Source organism: Bradyrhizobium guangxiense (genome assembly GCF_004114915.1).
In the GTDB taxonomy this organism is placed as follows: Bacteria; Pseudomonadota; Alphaproteobacteria; order Rhizobiales; family Xanthobacteraceae; genus Bradyrhizobium; species Bradyrhizobium guangxiense.
On record NZ_CP022219.1, the window covers coordinates 1,833,238 to 1,850,961 of the forward strand.

At 65.2% G+C, this 17,724-nt stretch carries 14 protein-coding genes and 1 pseudogene; 10 read left to right on the top strand and 5 right to left on the bottom strand.

Annotation, left to right across the window (positions count from 1 at the left end; all coding sequences use genetic code 11):
- Positions 1-169: 169 nt before the first annotated feature.
- A complete protein-coding gene (locus X268_RS08645) occupies positions 170-1,042 on the bottom strand; it encodes an SDR family oxidoreductase (protein WP_128924541.1) in 873 nt (290 codons plus the stop codon).
- A gap of 106 nt (positions 1,043-1,148) precedes the next feature.
- Here X268_RS08645 and X268_RS08650 point away from each other — a divergent pair, with 106 nt between their 5' ends.
- The 6 genes and pseudogenes from X268_RS08650 to ppc form a co-directional block, all read left to right on the top strand.
- On the top strand, positions 1,149-1,958 hold the full coding sequence (locus X268_RS08650) for a crotonase/enoyl-CoA hydratase family protein (protein WP_128924542.1): 810 nt from the start codon (positions 1,149-1,151) through the stop codon (positions 1,956-1,958).
- Positions 1,959-2,073: 115 nt separating this feature from the next.
- Entirely contained in the window at positions 2,074-3,618 is a 1,545-nt protein-coding gene (locus X268_RS08655; RefSeq protein WP_128924543.1) for an acyl-CoA synthetase, read from the top strand.
- Positions 3,619-3,736: 118 nt separating this feature from the next.
- Entirely contained in the window at positions 3,737-4,531 is a 795-nt protein-coding gene (locus tag X268_RS08660) for an enoyl-CoA hydratase/isomerase family protein (RefSeq protein WP_128924544.1), read from the top strand.
- A gap of 88 nt (positions 4,532-4,619) precedes the next feature.
- The gene (locus X268_RS08665; protein WP_128924545.1) at positions 4,620-5,711 is read left to right on the top strand and encodes a rhomboid family intramembrane serine protease; all 1,092 of its coding nucleotides are present in this window, start codon (positions 4,620-4,622) and stop codon (positions 5,709-5,711) included.
- A 51-nt stretch (positions 5,712-5,762) separates the two neighbouring features.
- Entirely contained in the window at positions 5,763-6,167 is a 405-nt protein-coding gene (locus X268_RS08670; RefSeq protein ID WP_128924546.1) for a YccF domain-containing protein, read from the top strand.
- A gap of 894 nt (positions 6,168-7,061) precedes the next feature.
- Positions 7,062-9,857, top strand: a pseudogene (gene ppc / locus X268_RS08675) (phosphoenolpyruvate carboxylase); the annotation flags it as partial.
- A 125-nt stretch (positions 9,858-9,982) separates the two neighbouring features.
- On the opposite strand, the gene X268_RS08680 reads toward ppc, so the two are convergent.
- The 4 genes from X268_RS08680 to X268_RS08695 form a co-directional block, all read right to left on the bottom strand.
- Positions 9,983-11,101: an SMP-30/gluconolactonase/LRE family protein gene (locus X268_RS08680; protein WP_128924547.1), complete on the bottom strand. Its 1,119-nt coding sequence runs from the start codon at positions 11,099-11,101 to the stop codon at positions 9,983-9,985.
- Between the two features lie 117 nt (positions 11,102-11,218).
- On the bottom strand, positions 11,219-12,133 hold the full coding sequence (locus X268_RS08685) for an SDR family NAD(P)-dependent oxidoreductase (RefSeq protein WP_128924548.1): 915 nt from the start codon (positions 12,131-12,133) through the stop codon (positions 11,219-11,221).
- A 105-nt stretch (positions 12,134-12,238) separates the two neighbouring features.
- Positions 12,239-13,378, bottom strand: coding sequence for a thiolase C-terminal domain-containing protein (locus tag X268_RS08690; RefSeq protein WP_128924549.1), 1,140 nt, complete (start codon positions 13,376-13,378; stop codon positions 12,239-12,241).
- A 3-nt stretch (positions 13,379-13,381) separates the two neighbouring features.
- Positions 13,382-13,795 (bottom strand): Zn-ribbon domain-containing OB-fold protein, encoded by a 414-nt coding sequence (locus X268_RS08695; RefSeq protein WP_128924550.1) that lies wholly within the window; start codon positions 13,793-13,795, stop codon positions 13,382-13,384.
- 178 nt (positions 13,796-13,973) lie between these two features.
- Here X268_RS08695 and X268_RS08700 point away from each other — a divergent pair, with 178 nt between their 5' ends.
- From X268_RS08700 to alkB, 4 genes are all read left to right on the top strand, one after another.
- On the top strand, positions 13,974-15,323 hold the full coding sequence (locus tag X268_RS08700) for an amidase (RefSeq protein WP_128924551.1): 1,350 nt from the start codon (positions 13,974-13,976) through the stop codon (positions 15,321-15,323).
- Positions 15,316-16,002, top strand: coding sequence for a DUF2848 domain-containing protein (locus X268_RS08705; RefSeq protein ID WP_128924552.1), 687 nt, complete (start codon positions 15,316-15,318; stop codon positions 16,000-16,002). Before X268_RS08700 ends, X268_RS08705 begins: the two co-directional genes overlap by 8 nt.
- A gap of 310 nt (positions 16,003-16,312) precedes the next feature.
- Positions 16,313-17,059 carry a 2OG-Fe(II) oxygenase gene (locus X268_RS08710; RefSeq protein ID WP_128929194.1) on the top strand — a complete coding sequence of 249 codons (747 nt, stop codon included), beginning with the start codon at positions 16,313-16,315 and terminating at the stop codon, positions 17,057-17,059.
- A 9-nt stretch (positions 17,060-17,068) separates the two neighbouring features.
- A complete protein-coding gene (alkB, locus tag X268_RS08715; protein ID WP_128924553.1) occupies positions 17,069-17,722 on the top strand; it encodes a DNA oxidative demethylase AlkB in 654 nt (217 codons plus the stop codon).
- Positions 17,723-17,724: the final 2 nt, after the last annotated feature.

Sequence of the window (17,724 nt, forward strand, 5' to 3'; positions counted from 1 at the left end):
CGCGCGCAGATCCGGGACCCATACGCCGCAACAAGGATTTGGCGAAGACTCGGAGTTACCAGCCTCGTGCCACATGTCTCCCTGTGGCAACAGGTCCCGCGTTCGCGGGGACGACAAGTGGGGTTGGCGTAAGAGTGCCAGCCCTCACGCCCGCATTCGCGCTACGATATCACCCCCGCTTCGCCCGGTCCTTCTCGTTCTGCGCCATGATGCTCTCGCGCGCGGTCTTCCAGTCGTCGTCGCTCCAGTCGCGGAGCTGGTAGAAATTGCCGCCCATCGCGAGGGCCTGCGCGCCGTCCATGGCGATGGTCTCGCCGCTGATCCAGTCGCAGCCGCCGGAGATCAGGAACACCGCGAGGTTCTGCAGCTCCTCCATGGTGCCGACGCGGCCCATCGGGTTCATCGCCTTGGTGCGCGCGCCGGCTTCGTCACCGGGCTTGATGCGCTTGCTCATGCCCTCGGTTGGGATCTCGCCCGGCGCGATGGTGTTGAGGCGGATGCCGTAGCGGCCCCATTCGGCCGCGAGCGACATCGTCATGGCGTGGATCGCCGACTTGCTCATCGCCGATGGCACCACGTAAGGCGATCCGTTGCGTACCCAGGTCGTGGTGATCGAGACGACGTTGCCGGGTTGCTTGTCCGTGATCCAGCGCTTGCCGACCGCATGAGTCACGTAGAACGTGCCGTGCATGACGATGTTGGCGACCGCGTCGAAGCCGCGCGGCGACAGCTCCTCGGTGCGCGAGATGAAATTGCCGGCGGCGTTGTTGATGAGGTCGGTGAGGCCACCGTCGCGAAAGATATTTTCGACCATCTCGTCGACCGCGAGCGCGTTGCGGATGTCGACGCCGTGGCTAGTGACGCGGCCGCCATAGAGATCCATCAGCTCGGTGGCGGTTTCGTCGCACACGATCTTGCGGCGACCGCAGATGTGCACCTCGGCGCCGAGCTGGAGGAAGCGCGCCGCCATCGACTTGCCGAGACCGGTGCCGCCGCCGGTCACGAGAATGCGCCGGCCGGCCAGAAGATTTTCCTTGAACATGGCTGTTTCCCCCGTAGGGATTGTCAGTTAATTGGTCGATTGACTAAATCCGGCCGCCGGCGTCCTGTAAAGCGGCAACAGGTCAAGAGCAGGGGAGAATTCGTCCATGGAAGAGCGCGTCTCGATCTCGATCTCGGAAGGCGTTGCCGACGTGCGCCTGGTGCGCGCCGACAAGATGAACGCGCTGGATCAGGCCATGTTCGAGGCCCTCGTCGCCGCAACCGACCGGCTTTCAAAGGAAAAAGGCCTGCGCGCCGTGGTGCTGTCAGGCGAAGGCCGCGCCTTCTGCGCCGGTCTCGACATGGGACGTTTCGCCGCCATGAAGGAGAAGGGCGGCAACGGAATTCCGGGCGGCGAAAATCGCGATCTCACCAAGCGCACGCATGGCAAGGCCAACTTTCCGCAACAGGCGGTATGGGGTTGGCGCCAGCTTCCGGTGCCGGTGATTGCGGCCGTGCACGGCGTCGCCTTCGGCGGCGGCTTCCAGCTCTCGCTCGGCGCCGACATGCGCTTCCTCTCGTCGGATGCGCGGATGTCGATCATGGAGATCAAGTGGGGCTTGGTGCCCGACATGGCGGGCACGCCGATCCTGGCCAGCCTCGTGCGCGACGATATCCTGCGCGATCTCACCTATACGGGACGCATCTTCTCCGCGCAGGAGGCGATGGCTTACGGCCTCGCCACCCGCATCTGCGACGATCCGCGCACTGCGGCCCTGGAGGTCGCCCGCGAGATCGCCGGCAAGAGCCCCGATGCGGTCCGCGCCGCCAAGCGGATGCTGAACAATCTCTCGGTCGATCCGGGTCCGGCGCTGCTCGCCGAATCGGTCGAGCAGCAGAAGCTGATCGGCAGCCCCAACCAGACTGAGGCGGTGCGCGCCAATCTGGAGAAGCGCGCGCCGAACTTTGCGGATTAACTTTCTGTCATTCCGGGGCGATGCACAGCATCGAACCCGGAAGCTCGAGATTCCGGGCTCGGCTCTCCGAGCCGCCCCGGAATGACGGCACAAACAACAACAAAGAAAAACAACAATGAGCGAAACGTCTGACTTCCTCGGCATCGTCTCCGGCGATCGCCGCCGCACCCACACCGAAATCGCCGATCGCGCCGACCGCATCGCGAGCGGTCTCGCCAGGATCGGCGTCCGCCCGGGCGATTGCGTCTGCATGCTGATGCGCAACGACATCGCCTTCCTGGAAGCCGCCTATGCCGCGATGCGGCTCCGGGCTTATGGCGTGCCGATCAACTGGCACTTCAAGCCGGAGGAGATCAACTACATCCTCAAGGACACCGGTACCTCCGTGCTGATCGGCCACGCCGATATGCTGCACGCCCTGCGTGAGGCGATCCCGAAAGGCGTCACGGTGCTCAGCGTGCCGACGCCGCCGGAGATCCTGTCCAATTACAAGATCGATCCCGATCATCTGAAAACACCGGACTTTGCGATCGACTTCGAATCCTGGCTCGCGCAGCACCGGCCTTATGACGGCCCGGTCGTGCCGCAGCCGATGAACATGATCTACACATCAGGGACGACAGGCCATCCCAAGGGCGTGCGGCGCAACGCGCCGACGCCGGAGCAGCAGGCCGCCGGCGAACGCATGCGCGCGATGATCTATGGGCTGAAGCCGGGCGCCCGCGCCTTGCTGCCGGGCCCGCTCTATCATTCGGCGCCGAACTCGTTCGGCATCCGCGCGGGTAAGCTCGGCGGGGCGCTGGTGCTGATGCCGCGCTTCGAAGCGGAGGAGTTCCTGGAGCTGATCGAGCGATACAAGATCGATACCATCTTCATGGTGCCGACCATGTTCGTCCGCCTGATGAAGCTGCCGGAGGCGGTGCGCAGGAAATACGACGTCTCCTCGCTGCGCCACATCATCCATGCCGCCGCGCCGTGCCCGGCCGACGTCAAGCGCGCCATGATCGAATGGTGGGGGCCGGTGATCTACGAATTCTACGGCTCGACCGAATCCAGTGCCGTCACCTTCGCAACCTCGGAGGATGCGCTGAAGAAGCCCGGCACCGTTGGCAAGATCTCACCCGGTGCCGAGCTGCGCTTTCTGGCGGAGGACGGAAGCGTGCTCGGCGTCGGTGAGATCGGCGAGATCTACTCCCGCATGGCCGAGCTCGCCGATTTCACCTATCACAACAAGCCGGAGAAGCGCGCCGAGATCGACCGCGACGGCTTCATCACCTCTGGCGACGTCGGCTACATCGACGAGGACGGTTACGTCTTCATCTGCGACCGCAAGCGCGACATGGTGATCTCAGGCGGCGTCAATATCTACCCGGCGGAGATCGAAGCCGTGCTGCACGCCGTGCCTGGCGTGCATGATTGCGCCGTGTTCGGCATCCCCGATGCCGAGTTCGGCGAGGCCCTGATGGCGGTGGTCGAGCCGCAAGCCGGCGTCACGCTCGAGGCCTCCGATGTCCGCGCGAGCTTGAAGGCGCATCTGGCCGATTACAAGGTACCGAAGCACATCGAGATCCGCAGCGGCCTGCCGCGCGAAGATTCCGGCAAGATCTTCAAGCGCCGCCTGCGCGATCCCTATTGGGAGCAGGCAGGGCGGAAGATCTGACGCTATCATAGGGTGGGCGCAAGCGTGCCCACCAATTTCGCCTACGGAGACAGATCGGGGGCACGGCACAAGCGCGCCTTTGCCCACCTTACGAACAACCGATAGGAAAACATTTGTCATGAGCGACGCCAACAACGAAGTCCTCTACGACGTCGCCGGCCACATCGCGACCATCACGCTGAACGCGCCGGAGCGCATGAACACTATCTCGGGCGCGATGCTGAACGACCTCGCCCGGCGCCTGACTGAAGCCAATGAGGACAACAACGTCCGCGTCGTGATCCTCACCGGCAAGGGCAAGGCATTCTGCGCCGGGCTCGACCTGCGCAAGGAGCGCGATGGCAACGGCCTCAGCGCCGCATCCTCGCCAACCACGATCAACCTCCGCAACACGCCGCCGACAGTCCTGCAGGCGATGGACAAGCCGACCGTCTGCGCCGTCAACGGCGGCGCGGCCGGTTACGGCATGGACACCGCGCTCGGCTGTGATATCCGCATCATGGCAGAGTCGGCAAAGCTCGCCGCCGCCTTCGTCAAGCGCGGCGTGGTGCCGGAATCCGGCGGCACCTGGCTGCTGCCGCGCATGCTCGGCTGGGCCAAGGCCTCCGAGCTGATCTTCACCGGCCGCACGCTGAGCGCCCGCGAGTGCCTGGACTGGGGCCTCGCCAACGAGGTCGTGCCCGACGCCGAGTTGATGAGCCGGGCCACCGCGATCGCCCGCGAGATCGCCGCCAATGCGCCGCTGGCGGTGCAGGCCTCCAAGCGCATGATGCGGATGGGCCTCAATGAGAATTTCCAGGACCATGTCCACCACGTCTATCTCCAGCTCCTGCCGCTGTTCAAAACGGAGGACATGGCCGAGGGGATGAGGGCCTTCATGGAGAAGCGCGAGGCGAAATTCAAGGGGCGGTAGCGGGCACCTAGTGGTACGCGCGGGAGTAGCAATCACCGGCCGGCTGGGCTAGGTTGGCATTCCCACGCCAGGCCCGTTGCAATCATCCATGCCGTCACACCGCGCCAGTCCCGGTTTCTTCGAAGTGCCTCATGCCGCCGTCTATACGCTGATGACCGTGACGGTCCTCGCGTCGGGGTTCTGCTTTATCCAGGCGGGCGGTCCGGCGGCGCCGGCGGAGTTACTGTATCGCTACGGCGGCATGTATGCGACTGCGATCGCTCGACATGAATACTGGCGCCTCGTTGCCTACGGTTTTCTGCACGTCAATTTCGTTCATCTCACCATGAACATGCTGTGCCTCGTGCTGTGGGGTGCACATCTGGAGCGGCGGGTCGGGCCGGCCTATTTTCTCATCATCTATCTCTGCGCGATGGTGCTCGGTGCCGTCATCGGCAACGGCATCCATTCCACACCCTATTTGACGGTCGGCGCGTCCGGCGCGACGTCGGGCATCCTGGGCGCACTGCTTTGCCTGTGGATCCTCGGCAAGCTCGAGGTCGGGTTCGACTTCTTCGCGATCAACATCGGCCTGAACATTGCGTTCGCGCTCGGCAATTCGCGCATCGATTGGGGCGTTCACCTCGGTGGCTTTGCGGCCGGCCTGATCGTCTGCGCACTGCTGGACCTGGTCGAGAAGGCGAATGCCTATGTGCTTCGCTGCAAATTTCCCGAAGCCGTGAAGGTCAACCTGGCCGTGCTCGCCGGCGTGATGGCGCTGTGGGTCTGGAGCGGTCCGGCCCAGGGCATCGCCGCGGGGGCTTCCGGTTGGGCGCCGGTGATCATGATGGCGGTCGCATATTGTGCGGTCGTGAAGCTGGTCGATCTCGGGCTCTCCATGAAGAAGGGTCTCGCGATCGTCGTGACGGCCTTGGCCGGGGTGAACGCCGCAATCGTGATGCTGTGCGGTTGGGCTCTGGCATTTTATTGCTGGCCGCACACGCCGATTGGATATCCCCCGCTCGACGTTTTTCTTGTCATACTCTGCTCGAATCCCATTCTCATCTCCGGGCTCAGCGCGATCGGCATCGCCGTGCTGACGCTTTGGCTTTGCGCGAAAGAGATTTCGCGCGGGATCGAGGATGTCGGGTTCGTCGGCACATCGTTGCGCGCGGAACGCAGCCGACGTCATGGACTATGACCTCGCGGGACGTGCTATACTGAAGGGGTCACTGACCCCACGGATAAAGCCATGGCCCCCGTTTCCATCCTGCTCAACCTGCTCTGGATCCTCATCGGCGGCGCCTGGATGGCGTTCGGCTGGGTGGTCGCCGCGGTCATCATGGCCATCACCATCGTCGGCCTGCCCTGGGCGCGAGCGGCGTTCAACATTGCCGTCTACACACTGCTGCCGTTCGGCTCGAGGGCAGTCAACCGTTACGACGTCACCGGCGTCGAGGATATTGGCACCGGCCCGCTCGGGGTGATCGGCAACATCATCTGGTTCGTGCTCGCCGGCTGGTGGCTGGCGCTCGGCCACCTCCTGACGGCGCTTGTCCTTGCCGCCACCATCATCGGCATTCCCTTTGCCTGGGCGCACCTCAAGCTCGCCGGCATCGCGCTGTGGCCGATCGGTAAGGTGATCGTGCCGGCCTGAGGCGAACGTGCAGGATGGGTAGGGCGCAGCGAAACTCATCCCTCCATCCGCCGGCGACGAGGCATGATGGGTTTCGCAAGGGCTCAACCCATCCTACGCGCTGCGCGGGCTTTTGGCCCGAAACCGCCACAACGATGCGCGAAAACTCTCTGGAGAACGATGGTTGAACGCCTCGGGGCGAGTCCAATGAGAGTACCTGTTTTAATCTCGCTTCTGGTGTTGTCGTCATCACCGTTAGCCGCGCAGACGCACAACGAAGAACCGCCATCCGTTTCCCGTTTTCGTGCTTGTGTTCGCATGCACGCGCATGATGCGCAAGCGGCGGGTGTTCGAACGCTCGAGGACGCTGCGAGCTACGCGATGAGAGCGTGTCTGCCGTTGTTCGGGATCTTCTTGGACACCAACGGCGCCTCAAAAGGGGGAGTCGTGCAGGAAGCGCTGCCGCCCGGCATTTTTCGCGCGGTCCTCAGGGAGGAGTGGGGCAATTTTCTTGGGCAGAGGAACGGCCCATAGCTCGTAGGATGGGTTTCGCTTCGCTCTACCCCTCCTACGCCGTCAGCGCGCCATAAGCCGTAGCACCATTGCGCAGGGAAGGCCGGGAGCCCGGCATCACCTGTGGTCAACCCCGCGTGCGTCTTGTCGCGTGCGGACCCTGGGTGCCTGCCGGCACCCGGCCTTCCCTGCGCCCTTTGTTCTCGATGAGGGCGAAACGGACAACAAAGCTCGGGCGGAACGCGCCGCGAGATCGCGAAGGCATGTGCGCCACTCTGGCAGCTTGCTGCTATGGCCAGCCCACTTACCGCACCGCCCCCAACTTCATCTTGCACTGCGGCAGAAAAATATCGCACACTCTCCCGGACCGGGCCGCCAAGGGCGCGAGCAGGGGAGCGAGCCATGTCCCTCCAGACAGTTTCATCCGACAGCATCGAGCATCGCGCCAATCGCCCTGAGGACCTTCAGGTGACGGACGCGGAAGCCCGGCTGCGGGACGACATTCGCCTGCTCGGCCGCATCCTCGGCGACACCGTGCGCGACCAGGAGGGCGCTGACGTGTTCGATCTGGTCGAGCGCATCCGGCAGACCTCGATCAGGTTCCACCGCGACGAGGACCGGCTCGCCCGGCGTGAGCTGGAGCAGATCCTCGACAGCATGTCGATTTCCGAGACGGTGCGCATCGTCCGCGCCTTCAGCTATTTCTCCCACCTCGCCAACATCGCTGAGGACCAGAACAACATCCGCCAGATGCGCGCCCGCAGCGCGGGCAAGGCCGGCGGCAATGGGGTCCTGGCGGAGACGCTCGCCCACGCCAAGGCAGCCGGCATCGGCCCCGATCAGCTCCGCAGCTTCTTCAGGACGGCGCTGGTCAGCCCTGTCTTGACCGCGCACCCGACCGAGGTCCGCCGCAAGAGCACCATGGACCGCGAGATGGAGGTCGCAGGCCTGCTCGACCGCCGCGAGCGCGTGGCGCTGACCGCGGAGGAGGCCGATGCCAGCGACGAGCAGCTTCGCCGCGAGGTGCTGACCTTGTGGCAGACCAATCTCTTGCGCCGGACCAAGCTCACCGTGCTGGACGAGGTCGCCAACGGCCTGTCGTTCTACGACTACACCTTCCTGCGCGAGGTGCCGCGCCTGGTCAACGCGCTGGAGGACCGGCTGGAGGAGGGCGGCGAGCAGGCGGCCGGCGAGCTCGCCTCGTTCCTGCGCATGGGCAGCTGGATCGGCGGCGACCGCGACGGCAATCCCTTCGTCACCGCCGATGTCATGCGCGGCACGCTGCGGCTGCAGTCGAGCCGGGTGCTGCAGTTTTATCTGAACGAGCTGCACGTGCTCGGCTCGGAGCTGTCGATCGCAGCCCATCTCGCCGACGTCTCCGAAGAGCTGCGCACGCTTGCGGAGCGCTCACCCGACACCTCGCCGCACCGGAGCGGGGAGCCCTATCGCCTCGCGGTGTCGGGCATCTATGCGCGCTTGACCGCGACGGCCGAGAAGCTCGAGGTCGAGATCACGCGCCGGCCGGTCGGCAAGGCCGCGCCCTATGAAAGCGTCAAGGAGCTGCAGGCCGATCTCGACGTGCTGCACCGCTCGCTGATCTCCAACAATGCCCGCGTCATCGCCCGCGGCCGCCTGCGGCTCTTGCGCCGCGCGGTGGATTGCTTCGGCTTTCATCTGGCCCGGCTCGACATCCGCCAGAACTCGGCGGTGCACGAGCGCACCATCGCCGAGCTGATCGACGCCGCCAACCCCGGCATGTCCTATCTCGCCCTCGGCGAGGACGCCCGCATCTCGCTGCTCACCAATGAGCTGCGCTCGACGCGCGCGCTGGTGTCGCCCTTCGTCAAGTACAGCGACGAGACCATGGGCGAGCTCAACGTGTTCCACGCCGCCGCGGAAGCGCATGCGAAGTTCGGCTCGGACGCGATTCCCCAATGCATCATCTCGATGTGCAAGGGCATGTCGGACATGCTCGAGGTCGCGGTGCTGCTGAAGGAGGTCGGCCTCGTCCATCCCTCCGGGCGCAGCGCCATCAACATCGTGCCGCTGTTCGAGACCATTGAGGATTTGCAGGCCTCCTCAGGCATCATGGACCGTATGCTGTCGCTGCACGACTACCGGCGCCTCGTCGACAGCCGCGGCGGCGTGCAGGAGGTCATGCTCGGCTATTCCGACTCGAACAAGGACGGCGGCTTCGTCACCTCGGGCTGGGAGCTCTACAAGGCCGAGATCAACCTCGTCGACGTGTTCGAGCGCCATCACGTGCGCTTGCGCCTGTTCCACGGCCGCGGCGGCTCGGTCGGCCGCGGCGGCGGCCCGAGCTATGATGCCATCATCGCCCAGCCCGGCGGCGCCGTGAACGGCCAGATCCGCATCACCGAGCAGGGCGAGATCATCTCGTCGAAATATTCCAACGCCGAGGTCGGCCGCAACAACCTGGAAATTCTCGCGGCCGCGACGCTTGAGGCAAGCCTCCTGCATCCGCGCCAGAGCGCGCCGCGCCGCGAATATCTGACCGCGATGGACGAATTGTCGAACCTCGCCTTCAAAGCCTATCGCGGCCTAGTCTACGAGACCGAAGGCTTCGTCGACTATTTCTGGTCATCGACCGTCATCAACGAGATCGCGACGCTCAACATCGGCAGCCGCCCGGCTTCGCGCAAGAAGACCCGCGCCATCGAGGATCTGCGCGCGATCCCCTGGGTGTTCTCTTGGGCGCAATGCCGCCTGATGCTGCCCGGCTGGTACGGTTTCGGCAGCGCCGTCGAGCAGTGGATCGCGGAGCACCCGCAACAGGGCATGCCGTTCCTGAAAGAGCTCTACAAGGAATGGCCGTTCTTCCGCATGCTGTTGTCGAACATGGACATGGTGCTGGCGAAGAGCTCGATCGCGATCGCCTCGCGCTACGCCGAACTGGTGCCGGATGAGGCCCTGCGCGAAAAGATTTTTGGCCGCATCCGCCGCGAGTGGCATTCCTGCATCGAGACGCTGCTCGACATCATGGGCCAGGATCGCCTGCTGCAGGGCAATCCGCTGCTGGAGCGCTCCGTGCGCCACCGCTTCCCCTATCTCGATCCGCTCAACCACGTGCAGGTCGAGCTCTTGAAAGAGCACCGCGCGCAGAACCCGGACGAGCAGGTGCTGCGTGGGATCCAACTGACGATCAACGGGATTTCGGCGGGCTTGCGGAATACAGGGGGATTGGCCACGTTGCAGCCACAGCCTCAGCCGTCATGCCCGGGCTTCCACGTTCTTCGTGCTGCTTGGCAAGGCGTGCATGGCCGGGTCAAGCCCGGCCATGACGCGCGGAGAGAGCGGGGCACTCAACAGAAATGCGCGCCCTGCGTCTCCACATAGACCGCATAAAGCGACTGGCTCGCGGTCATGAACAGGCGGTTGCGCTTCCTGCCGCCGAAGCAGACATTGGCGCAGGTCTCGGGCAGCAGGATCTGCCCGATCCGCGCGCCGTCGTTCGGCGCGAACACCTGCACGCCGTCATATCCGGGACCGACCCAGCCGGCGCCGACCCAGATGTTGCCCTCGGTGTCGACGCGCAGGCCGTCGGGGAAGCCCGACTTGCCCTCGAGCTTCATGTCGATCAGCTTCTTCGGGTTGGACAGCTTTGCGCCGTCGATGTCGTAGGACCACACCACGTTCTCGGCCTGCGGGTAATGCGTGATGCCGGTGTCGCAGACATAGAGCTTCTTGTAGTCGTGACTGAAGGCGATGCCGTTCGGCTTGAACGGCTCCTCCGCGACCTTCGCGAGCTGTCCGGTCTGGGTGTCCAGGCGATAGACGGCTTCCTTCTGGTGCGGCTGCAGCGAGCCGGTGTTGGCGAGCTTGCCTTCATAGATGCTGATCGCGCCATAGCCGGGATCGGTGAACCAGACCGCCTTGTCGTTGGGATGCACCACCATGTCGTTCGGGCCGTTGAGCGGCTTGCCGCCGGCCTGCTCGGCCAGCGTCGTCACCGAGCCGTCGTGCTCGTAGCGGACGAGGCGCGTGCGCTCGGCGGTGAGCTGGCGGCCCTCGGTGTCGAACGAGTTGCCGTTGGCCTCGTTCGAGGGCTTGTGGAACTGCTCGGAGATGTGCCCGTCGTCGTCGAGATAGCGCAGCTGCCGGTTGGCGGGGATGTCGCTCCAGACGAGATATTGGCCTTGCGCGTTCCAGGCCGGCCCTTCCGCCCAGAGGCAGCCGGTGTAGAGCCGCTTGATCGTGGTGTTGCCGACCTTGGCCTTGAAGCGCTTGGGGTCGATGACGACGATATCGGGGTCGGGATAGCGCTGCGGTTCGGCATTGGCGCCGAAGTCGCGGGCACTAGCTTGCGATGCGAGGACGCTGGAGGCGGCAAGTGCAGCTGCGCCCTTCAGAAGCGTGCGACGGCCGAGACCTTGGGGTTCGCTTGCCGTCGTGTCGTCGGAGTTGGTCAGTATTCTTGTCATGGTTTCCTCCCAATGGTTTCGTTGGGAGGACACCATTCGCCTGCATTCGGGCGTAAAGCAGAGCAATCTCCGGCCGAGACAACCGAAGATCGCAGGGCAGGGATGCCGGAAATGCGGCTAGACGGGATCCCAGGTGAAGATGTCGGCCGAGCGGTCGAGCTTGTAGAACGAGCCCTTCAGCGCCGGCATGCCGTGTTCCGCGATCGACTGCGGCGTCCAGCCCTCGCTCCGCTGCACCGAGCGGATCGGCCGGTTCTGGCTGAACAGGAAGATCTCGTTCATGCGCACGCCGAAAATCTGGCCGGTGACGTCCTTGGCGGAATCGCCGAGCAGATAGCCGCAGAGCGGGGCGATCTTCTCCGGGCCCATCTGCTTGATCTTCTCGACGCGCGCCTTCTCGGCCTCGGTCTCGGTCGGGATGGTGCCGATCATGCGCGTCCAGGCGAACGGCGAGACGCAGTTGGAGCGGACGTTGAAGCGGCCCATGTCGAGCGCGATCGACTTGGAGAGCCCGACGATGCCGAGCTTGGCGGCGGCGTAGTTGGCCTGGCCGAAATTGCCGATCAGGCCGGAGGTCGAGGTGAAGTGCACGAAAGAGCCCGACTCCTGCTCGCGGAAGATGCGCGCCGCGGCGTGAGAGACGTAGAACGAGCCCATCAGATGCACCTTGATGACGGCCTCGAACGCCTCCACGCTCATCTTGTGGAAGATCATGTCGCGCAAGATGCCGGCATTGTTGACGACGCCGTCGAGCCGGCCGAAAGCATCGGTCGCGGTCTTCACGATCTTGCTGGCCGGAATCGCTTCGGCGACCGACTCGAAATTGGCAACCGCAGTGCCGCCGCGCTTCTTGATCTCCTCGACCACCTCCTCGGCGGGCGCCGCGTTCGAGCCGGCGCCGTCGGCGGCCCCGCCGGGATCGTTGACGACGACCTTGGCGCCTTCGCCTGCGCACAGAAGCGCGATCTCGCGCCCGATGCCGCGGCCTGCGCCGGTGACGATGATGACCTTGTCCTGCAGTGATTTGCTCATGTGAGTGCTCCTGTTGTGTCCGTCATTCCGGGATGGTGCGAAGCGCCAGACCCGGAATCTCGAGATTCCGGGTTCGCGCTGCGCGCGCCCCGGAATGACGGGCTGCTACCTCTCGTTTGTAAACACGATCGTGCCACTCGCGGCGAACATGCCGCCGACGCCGTGGCACACTGAAATCTTCGCATTCGGCACTTGTGCCGGCGCAATGCCGCGCATCTGCCGCACGCTCTCCTGTAGCGCATACATGCCGTACATGCCCGAATGCATGTAGCTCAATCCGCCGCCATTGGTGTTGAGCGGCAGCTTGCCGCCGGGCCGCGTATTGCCGTCCGCGATGAACTTGCCGGTCTCCTCATGCGGCATGAAGCCGAGGTCGCCGAGCCCGAACAGCGGCAGATGCGCAAACGCATCGTAGATCATGAGATGATCGACGTCCTTATGGGCGATGCCGGCCTCCTTGAAGGCCAGCGGTCCCGCGGTCTTGAACGCGCGCGAGGAGTTGAACGTCTCCATCTGGCTGACCATCGGCGTCTCGACGCTTTCGCCGGTGCCCATGATGTAGACGGGCTTGTTCGGAAAGTCCCTGGCGCGGTCGGCCGAGGTCAGGATCAGCGCGCCGCCGCCGTCGGTGACGAGGCAGCACTGCAGCAGCCGGAACGGATAGGCGATCATGCGCGAGTTGAGGACATCAGCGACCGTGATCGGATCCTTCATCATCGCCCGCGGATTCTTCGCCGCCCATTCCCGCTGCACCACCGCAACCGAAGCAAGCTGCTCGTGCGTGATGCCGTAGGTCTTCATGAAGCGCAGTACGGGGATCGGGAACATGCTGGGCGGGCCGTAGACGCCGTAGGGCGCCTCGAACTGGCCTTGCAGGCTGTCGGCGGGGATCGAGCGCGGCAGCTTGCCGATCATCGACTTGCCGCTCTCGGCATGGGTGATCAGCACCGTCTTGCACAGGCCCGCTTCGATGGCGGCCGCGGCATGGCGGACGTGCAGCATGAAGGAGCAGCCGCCGACCGAGGTGCCGTCAACCCAGGTCGGCTTGATGCCGAGATAGTGGCAGACCTGCTGCGGCGTCTCGACCGCGGTGGCGAAGCCGTCGATGTCGGACAGCTTCAGCCCGGCATCGGCAATGGCGTTCAGCGCCGCATCCGCGTGAAGCTGGAGCTGCGAGGCGTTGGCGATGATACCGAGCTCAGTGGTCTCGGCCGCGCCGACGACGGCAACCTGGTTCTTGCGCATGGTCTACCCCTTCGCCGGACGGAACACGGGGAGGCTGATCTTGTCGTCGAGCTCCTGGAACGCGATTTCCAGTTTCATGTCCAGCTCCAGCGCCTCCGGCGTCTGTGGGCAGTCGATGATATTGCTCATCATCCGCGGCCCCTCGGCGAGCTCGACCACCGCGATCGCGTAAGGCGGCGCGAAGCCCGGCGCGGCGGGGCGGTGGTTGATCACGTAGCTGTAGAGGAAGCCCTTGCCGCTCGCCTTGAAGATGCTGACCTTGCGTGAGGCGCAGGACGGGCAGAACGGGCGCGGCGGGAAGTAGACATGGGCGCAGGCGTCGCAGCGCTGCAGGCGCAGCTCGCCCGCCTTCGTGCCGTCCCAGAAATGCTGGGTCTCCGGCGTCGGTTTCGGTCGCGCGCGCTGCGGTTCGGCCATATCGGCGGCTCCTCCCAAGAGGCAGGCTTCACGCCTGCCTGTTTCGATCTTGATGCGACAATCGGCCATCATGCGTCAACGGTCCAGCAATGCGCATGCATGCCATCATGCGCACAATGCTTGTGTCGAGCTGAGCCAGCGCTATAGATTGCGCGCGCCAATATTCCGTGAGACAGACATGCCCGATTTTCCGACACTGGCGAAGCTCGCCGACGACCTCGAAAGCGGCCGCACCACCGCCCGCAAGCTGGTCGAGGCGTGCATCGCCAGGATCGCCGATCCCGCCGGCGAGGGCCAGCGCGCCTTCCTCCACGTCGACAAGGACGCCGCGCTCGCGGCCGCGGACGCGATGGACGGCCTGCGCAAGGCCAAGGCCGCGCCGTCGCGCTATGCCGGCATCCCGGTCTCGATCAAGGATCTGTTCGACATCAAGGGCCAGGTGACGCGGGCCGGCTCCCGCGCCCTCGACGATTCCTCGCCGGCCGAGCAGGACGCCGCGACGGTGGCGCGCCTGCGCAAGGCCGGCTTCGTCGTAATCGGCCGCACCAACATGACCGAGTTCGCCTATTCCGGCATAGGCATCAATCCGCATTACGGCACCCCGAAGGGGGCCTGGAACCGGGCCGTGGGCCACGTGCCCGGCGGCTCGTCCTCGGGCGCGGCGGTGTCGGTGCTCGATGGCATGGCCCATGGCGCGCTCGGCACCGACACCGGCGGTTCCTGCCGCATTCCAGCCGCCTTCAACGGCATCGTCGGCTACAAGCCGACGCAGCGGCGGGTGCCGCTCGACGGCTCGGTGCCGCTGTCGTTCTCGCTCGACAGCATCGGGCCCTTGGCGCGATCGGTCAGCTGTTGCGCCATACTCGATGCGGTGCTCGCGAACGAGCCGATCACGGCTCTGAGGCCGCGCCCGGTGAAAGGCATGCGGCTCGCGGTGCCCACCACGATCGCACTCGACGACCTCGATGCTGAGGTCACCGCGACCTTCGAGCGCGCGCTGAAATCGCTCGCCGATCACGGCGCCATCATCGAGCGCATCGAGATGGCCGAATTCCACGACATCGGCCCGATGAACGCCAAGGGCGGCTTTGCCGCGTCGGAAAGCTATGCCTGGCATCGCTATCTCATCACGGCCAAGGGCGCCGTCTACGATCCCCGCGTGTCGGTCCGCATCATGCGCGGCGAGGCGCAGAGCGCGGCCGACTACATCGACCTGCTCAACGAACGCCGCTCGCTGATCGCCCGCGTCAACGCCCGCATCGCGCCCTATGATGCGCTGGTGCTGCCGACCACGCCCAACACGCCGCCGAAGATCGCCGACCTCGCCGACGATCAGGCGTTCACCCGCGAGAACATCCGCGCCTTGCGCAATTGCAGCCTGATCAACCTGATCGACGGCTGTGCCATCTCGCTGCCCTGTCATCGCGAGGGCGACGTTCCCGTCGGTCTGATGCTGGCGGGCGGGGGCGGCTCGGACCATCGCATTTTCGAACTTGCTGCCGGCATGGAGGCCGTCATTCGTGTTTGACCTGACTTTCACCGTCGACGCCCAGGGCACCACCACGCCGTTGACGCTGGCGATCGACCAGATGGTCATCGCCGGCTGGACTGGCCGCGATCCCGTCGCGCGCGACAAGCACATCAAAGAGCTCGAGGAGATGGGCATCGCCCCGCCGGCCTCGACGCCAATCTACTACCGCGCTTCGGCGCGGCGGCTGACCCAGGAGGACAGCATCGAATGCAGCGGCGGCGATTCCTCCGGCGAGGTCGAGTTCGTGCTGATCGGCTGGCAGGGCCGCATCTTCGTCGGCTGCGGCTCCGACCATACCGACCGCAAGGTCGAGGCCTACAGCGTCACCGTGTCCAAGCAGATGTGCGACAAGCCGATTGCCTCCACGCTGTGGGAGCTCGAGGACGTCATCAGCCATTGGGACAAGATGATTCTGCGCTCCTACGCCACCATCAAGGGCGAGCGCGTGCTCTATCAGGAGGGCACGCTGGACGCGATGCTGCCGGTCACGGACCTTATCGCGCGCGGCTTTGCGGGCGGAAAATTTCCCGACGGCTGTGCCATGTTCGGCGGCACCTTCGCGGCCAAGGGCGGCATCCGCCCCGCTGACCGCTTCGATTTCGAACTTGAAGATCCCGTGCTGAAGCGGACGATCAGGCACGGCTATGACGTGACTACGCTGCCGGTGAGGGGGTAAGCCGCCCTCCATCATTGCGAGCGCTGCTCTCTCCACGTCATTGCGAGGAGCCCTTGCGACGAAGCAATCCAGACTAGTTCCGCGAAGGGATTCTGGATTGCTTCGCTTCGCTCGCAATGACGGAGAGAGAGTCGTCGGAAATCGGGTGGTTGTGGTGCTCAGGGGCTGGCACACCCACTTCCGTCATTCCGGGGCGCGCCTCTTGGCGCGAGCCCGGAATCCATCGTACTGCATGGTCGGCGGATGAATGGATTCCGGGCTCGCGACTGCGTCGCGCCCCGGAATGACGGATGTGGATAGGATCATCGTCATGGCCATCGCGAAACGCGTTTCCGTTGTCGACCAAACAGCCGACCTCGTCGCCCACGTCGATGCCCTCGACTGGCCGCAGATCACCGCCGAACTGGACAGCCAGGGCTGCGCCGTCCTGAAGAGCCTGCTGACGCCGGACCAATGCCGCGCCATCGCCGCGCTGTACCCGGACGATGCGCACTTCCGCAGCCGCATCGTGATGGGCCGCCACGGCTTTGGCCGCGGCGAGTACAAGTACTTCGCCTATCCGCTGCCCGACCTGATCGCGCAGCTCCGGCCCACGCTCTATGCCCATCTACAAGGCATCGCCAATCGCTGGAACGAGGCGATGGGGATCGACATCCGCTATCCCGCAACACACGCGGCATTCCTCAAGCGCTGCCACGAGGCAGGCCAGGCGCGGCCGACGCCGTTGCTGCTGCAATATGAGGCCGGCGACTACAATTGCCTGCATCAGGATCTCTATGGCGAGCACGTGTTCCCGCTCCAGGTCGCGATCCTGCTGTCCGAGCCCGGCCGCGATTTCACCGGCGGCGAGTTTGTGCTGACCGAGCAGCGTCCGCGCATGCAGTCGCGTGCCGAGGTGGTACCGCTGGCGCAGGGCGATGCGGTCGCCTTCGCCGTGCATCACCGCCCCGTGCAGGGCACACGCGGCACCTACCGCGTTAATCTGCGTCATGGGGTTAGCCGGATTCGCTCCGGCCGGCGCCACACGCTGGGTGTGATCTTTCATGATGCCAAATGAGCGCAGCCGTTGACGGCTGATCTGTTCGATACCGTCGCCGAGGCGCAGCCGACACGCGAGGAGATCGCGGACGGCGCCGTGCTGCTGCGCGGCTTCGTCAGGCCGATCGAAAGCGATCTGATCGACGCGGTGCGCGCCATCGTGGCGCAATCGCCGTTCCGGCGGATGACGACGCCCGGCGGTCATCTGATGTCCGTGGCCATGACCAATTGCGGCGAGCGCGGCTGGATCACCGATCACACCGGCTATCGCTACGATCCCATCGATCCGCGCACCGGCGCGCCGTGGCCTGCGATGCCGCCCGTGCTCCGCGACCTCGCCCGTCGTGCGGCGGAGCAGGGCAGCTTTCAGGATTTCGCGCCCGATGCCTGCCTCGTCAACCGCTACGAGCCCGGCACCCGGCTGTCGCTGCATCAGGACAAGGACGAGCTGGATTATTCGGCGCCGATCGTCTCGGTCTCGCTCGGACTGCCTGCGACCTTTCTGTTCGGCGGCATGGCGCGCAGCGACAAGCCGCGGCGTTTCCGGCTGGTGCATGGCGACGTCGTGGTCTGGGGTGGGCCGTCACGGCTCGCCTATCACGGCGTGGCGCCGCTTGCCGATGGCGAGCACGCGCTGCTCGGGCGGCGGCGGATCAATCTGACCTTCCGGAAGACGCGGTAATC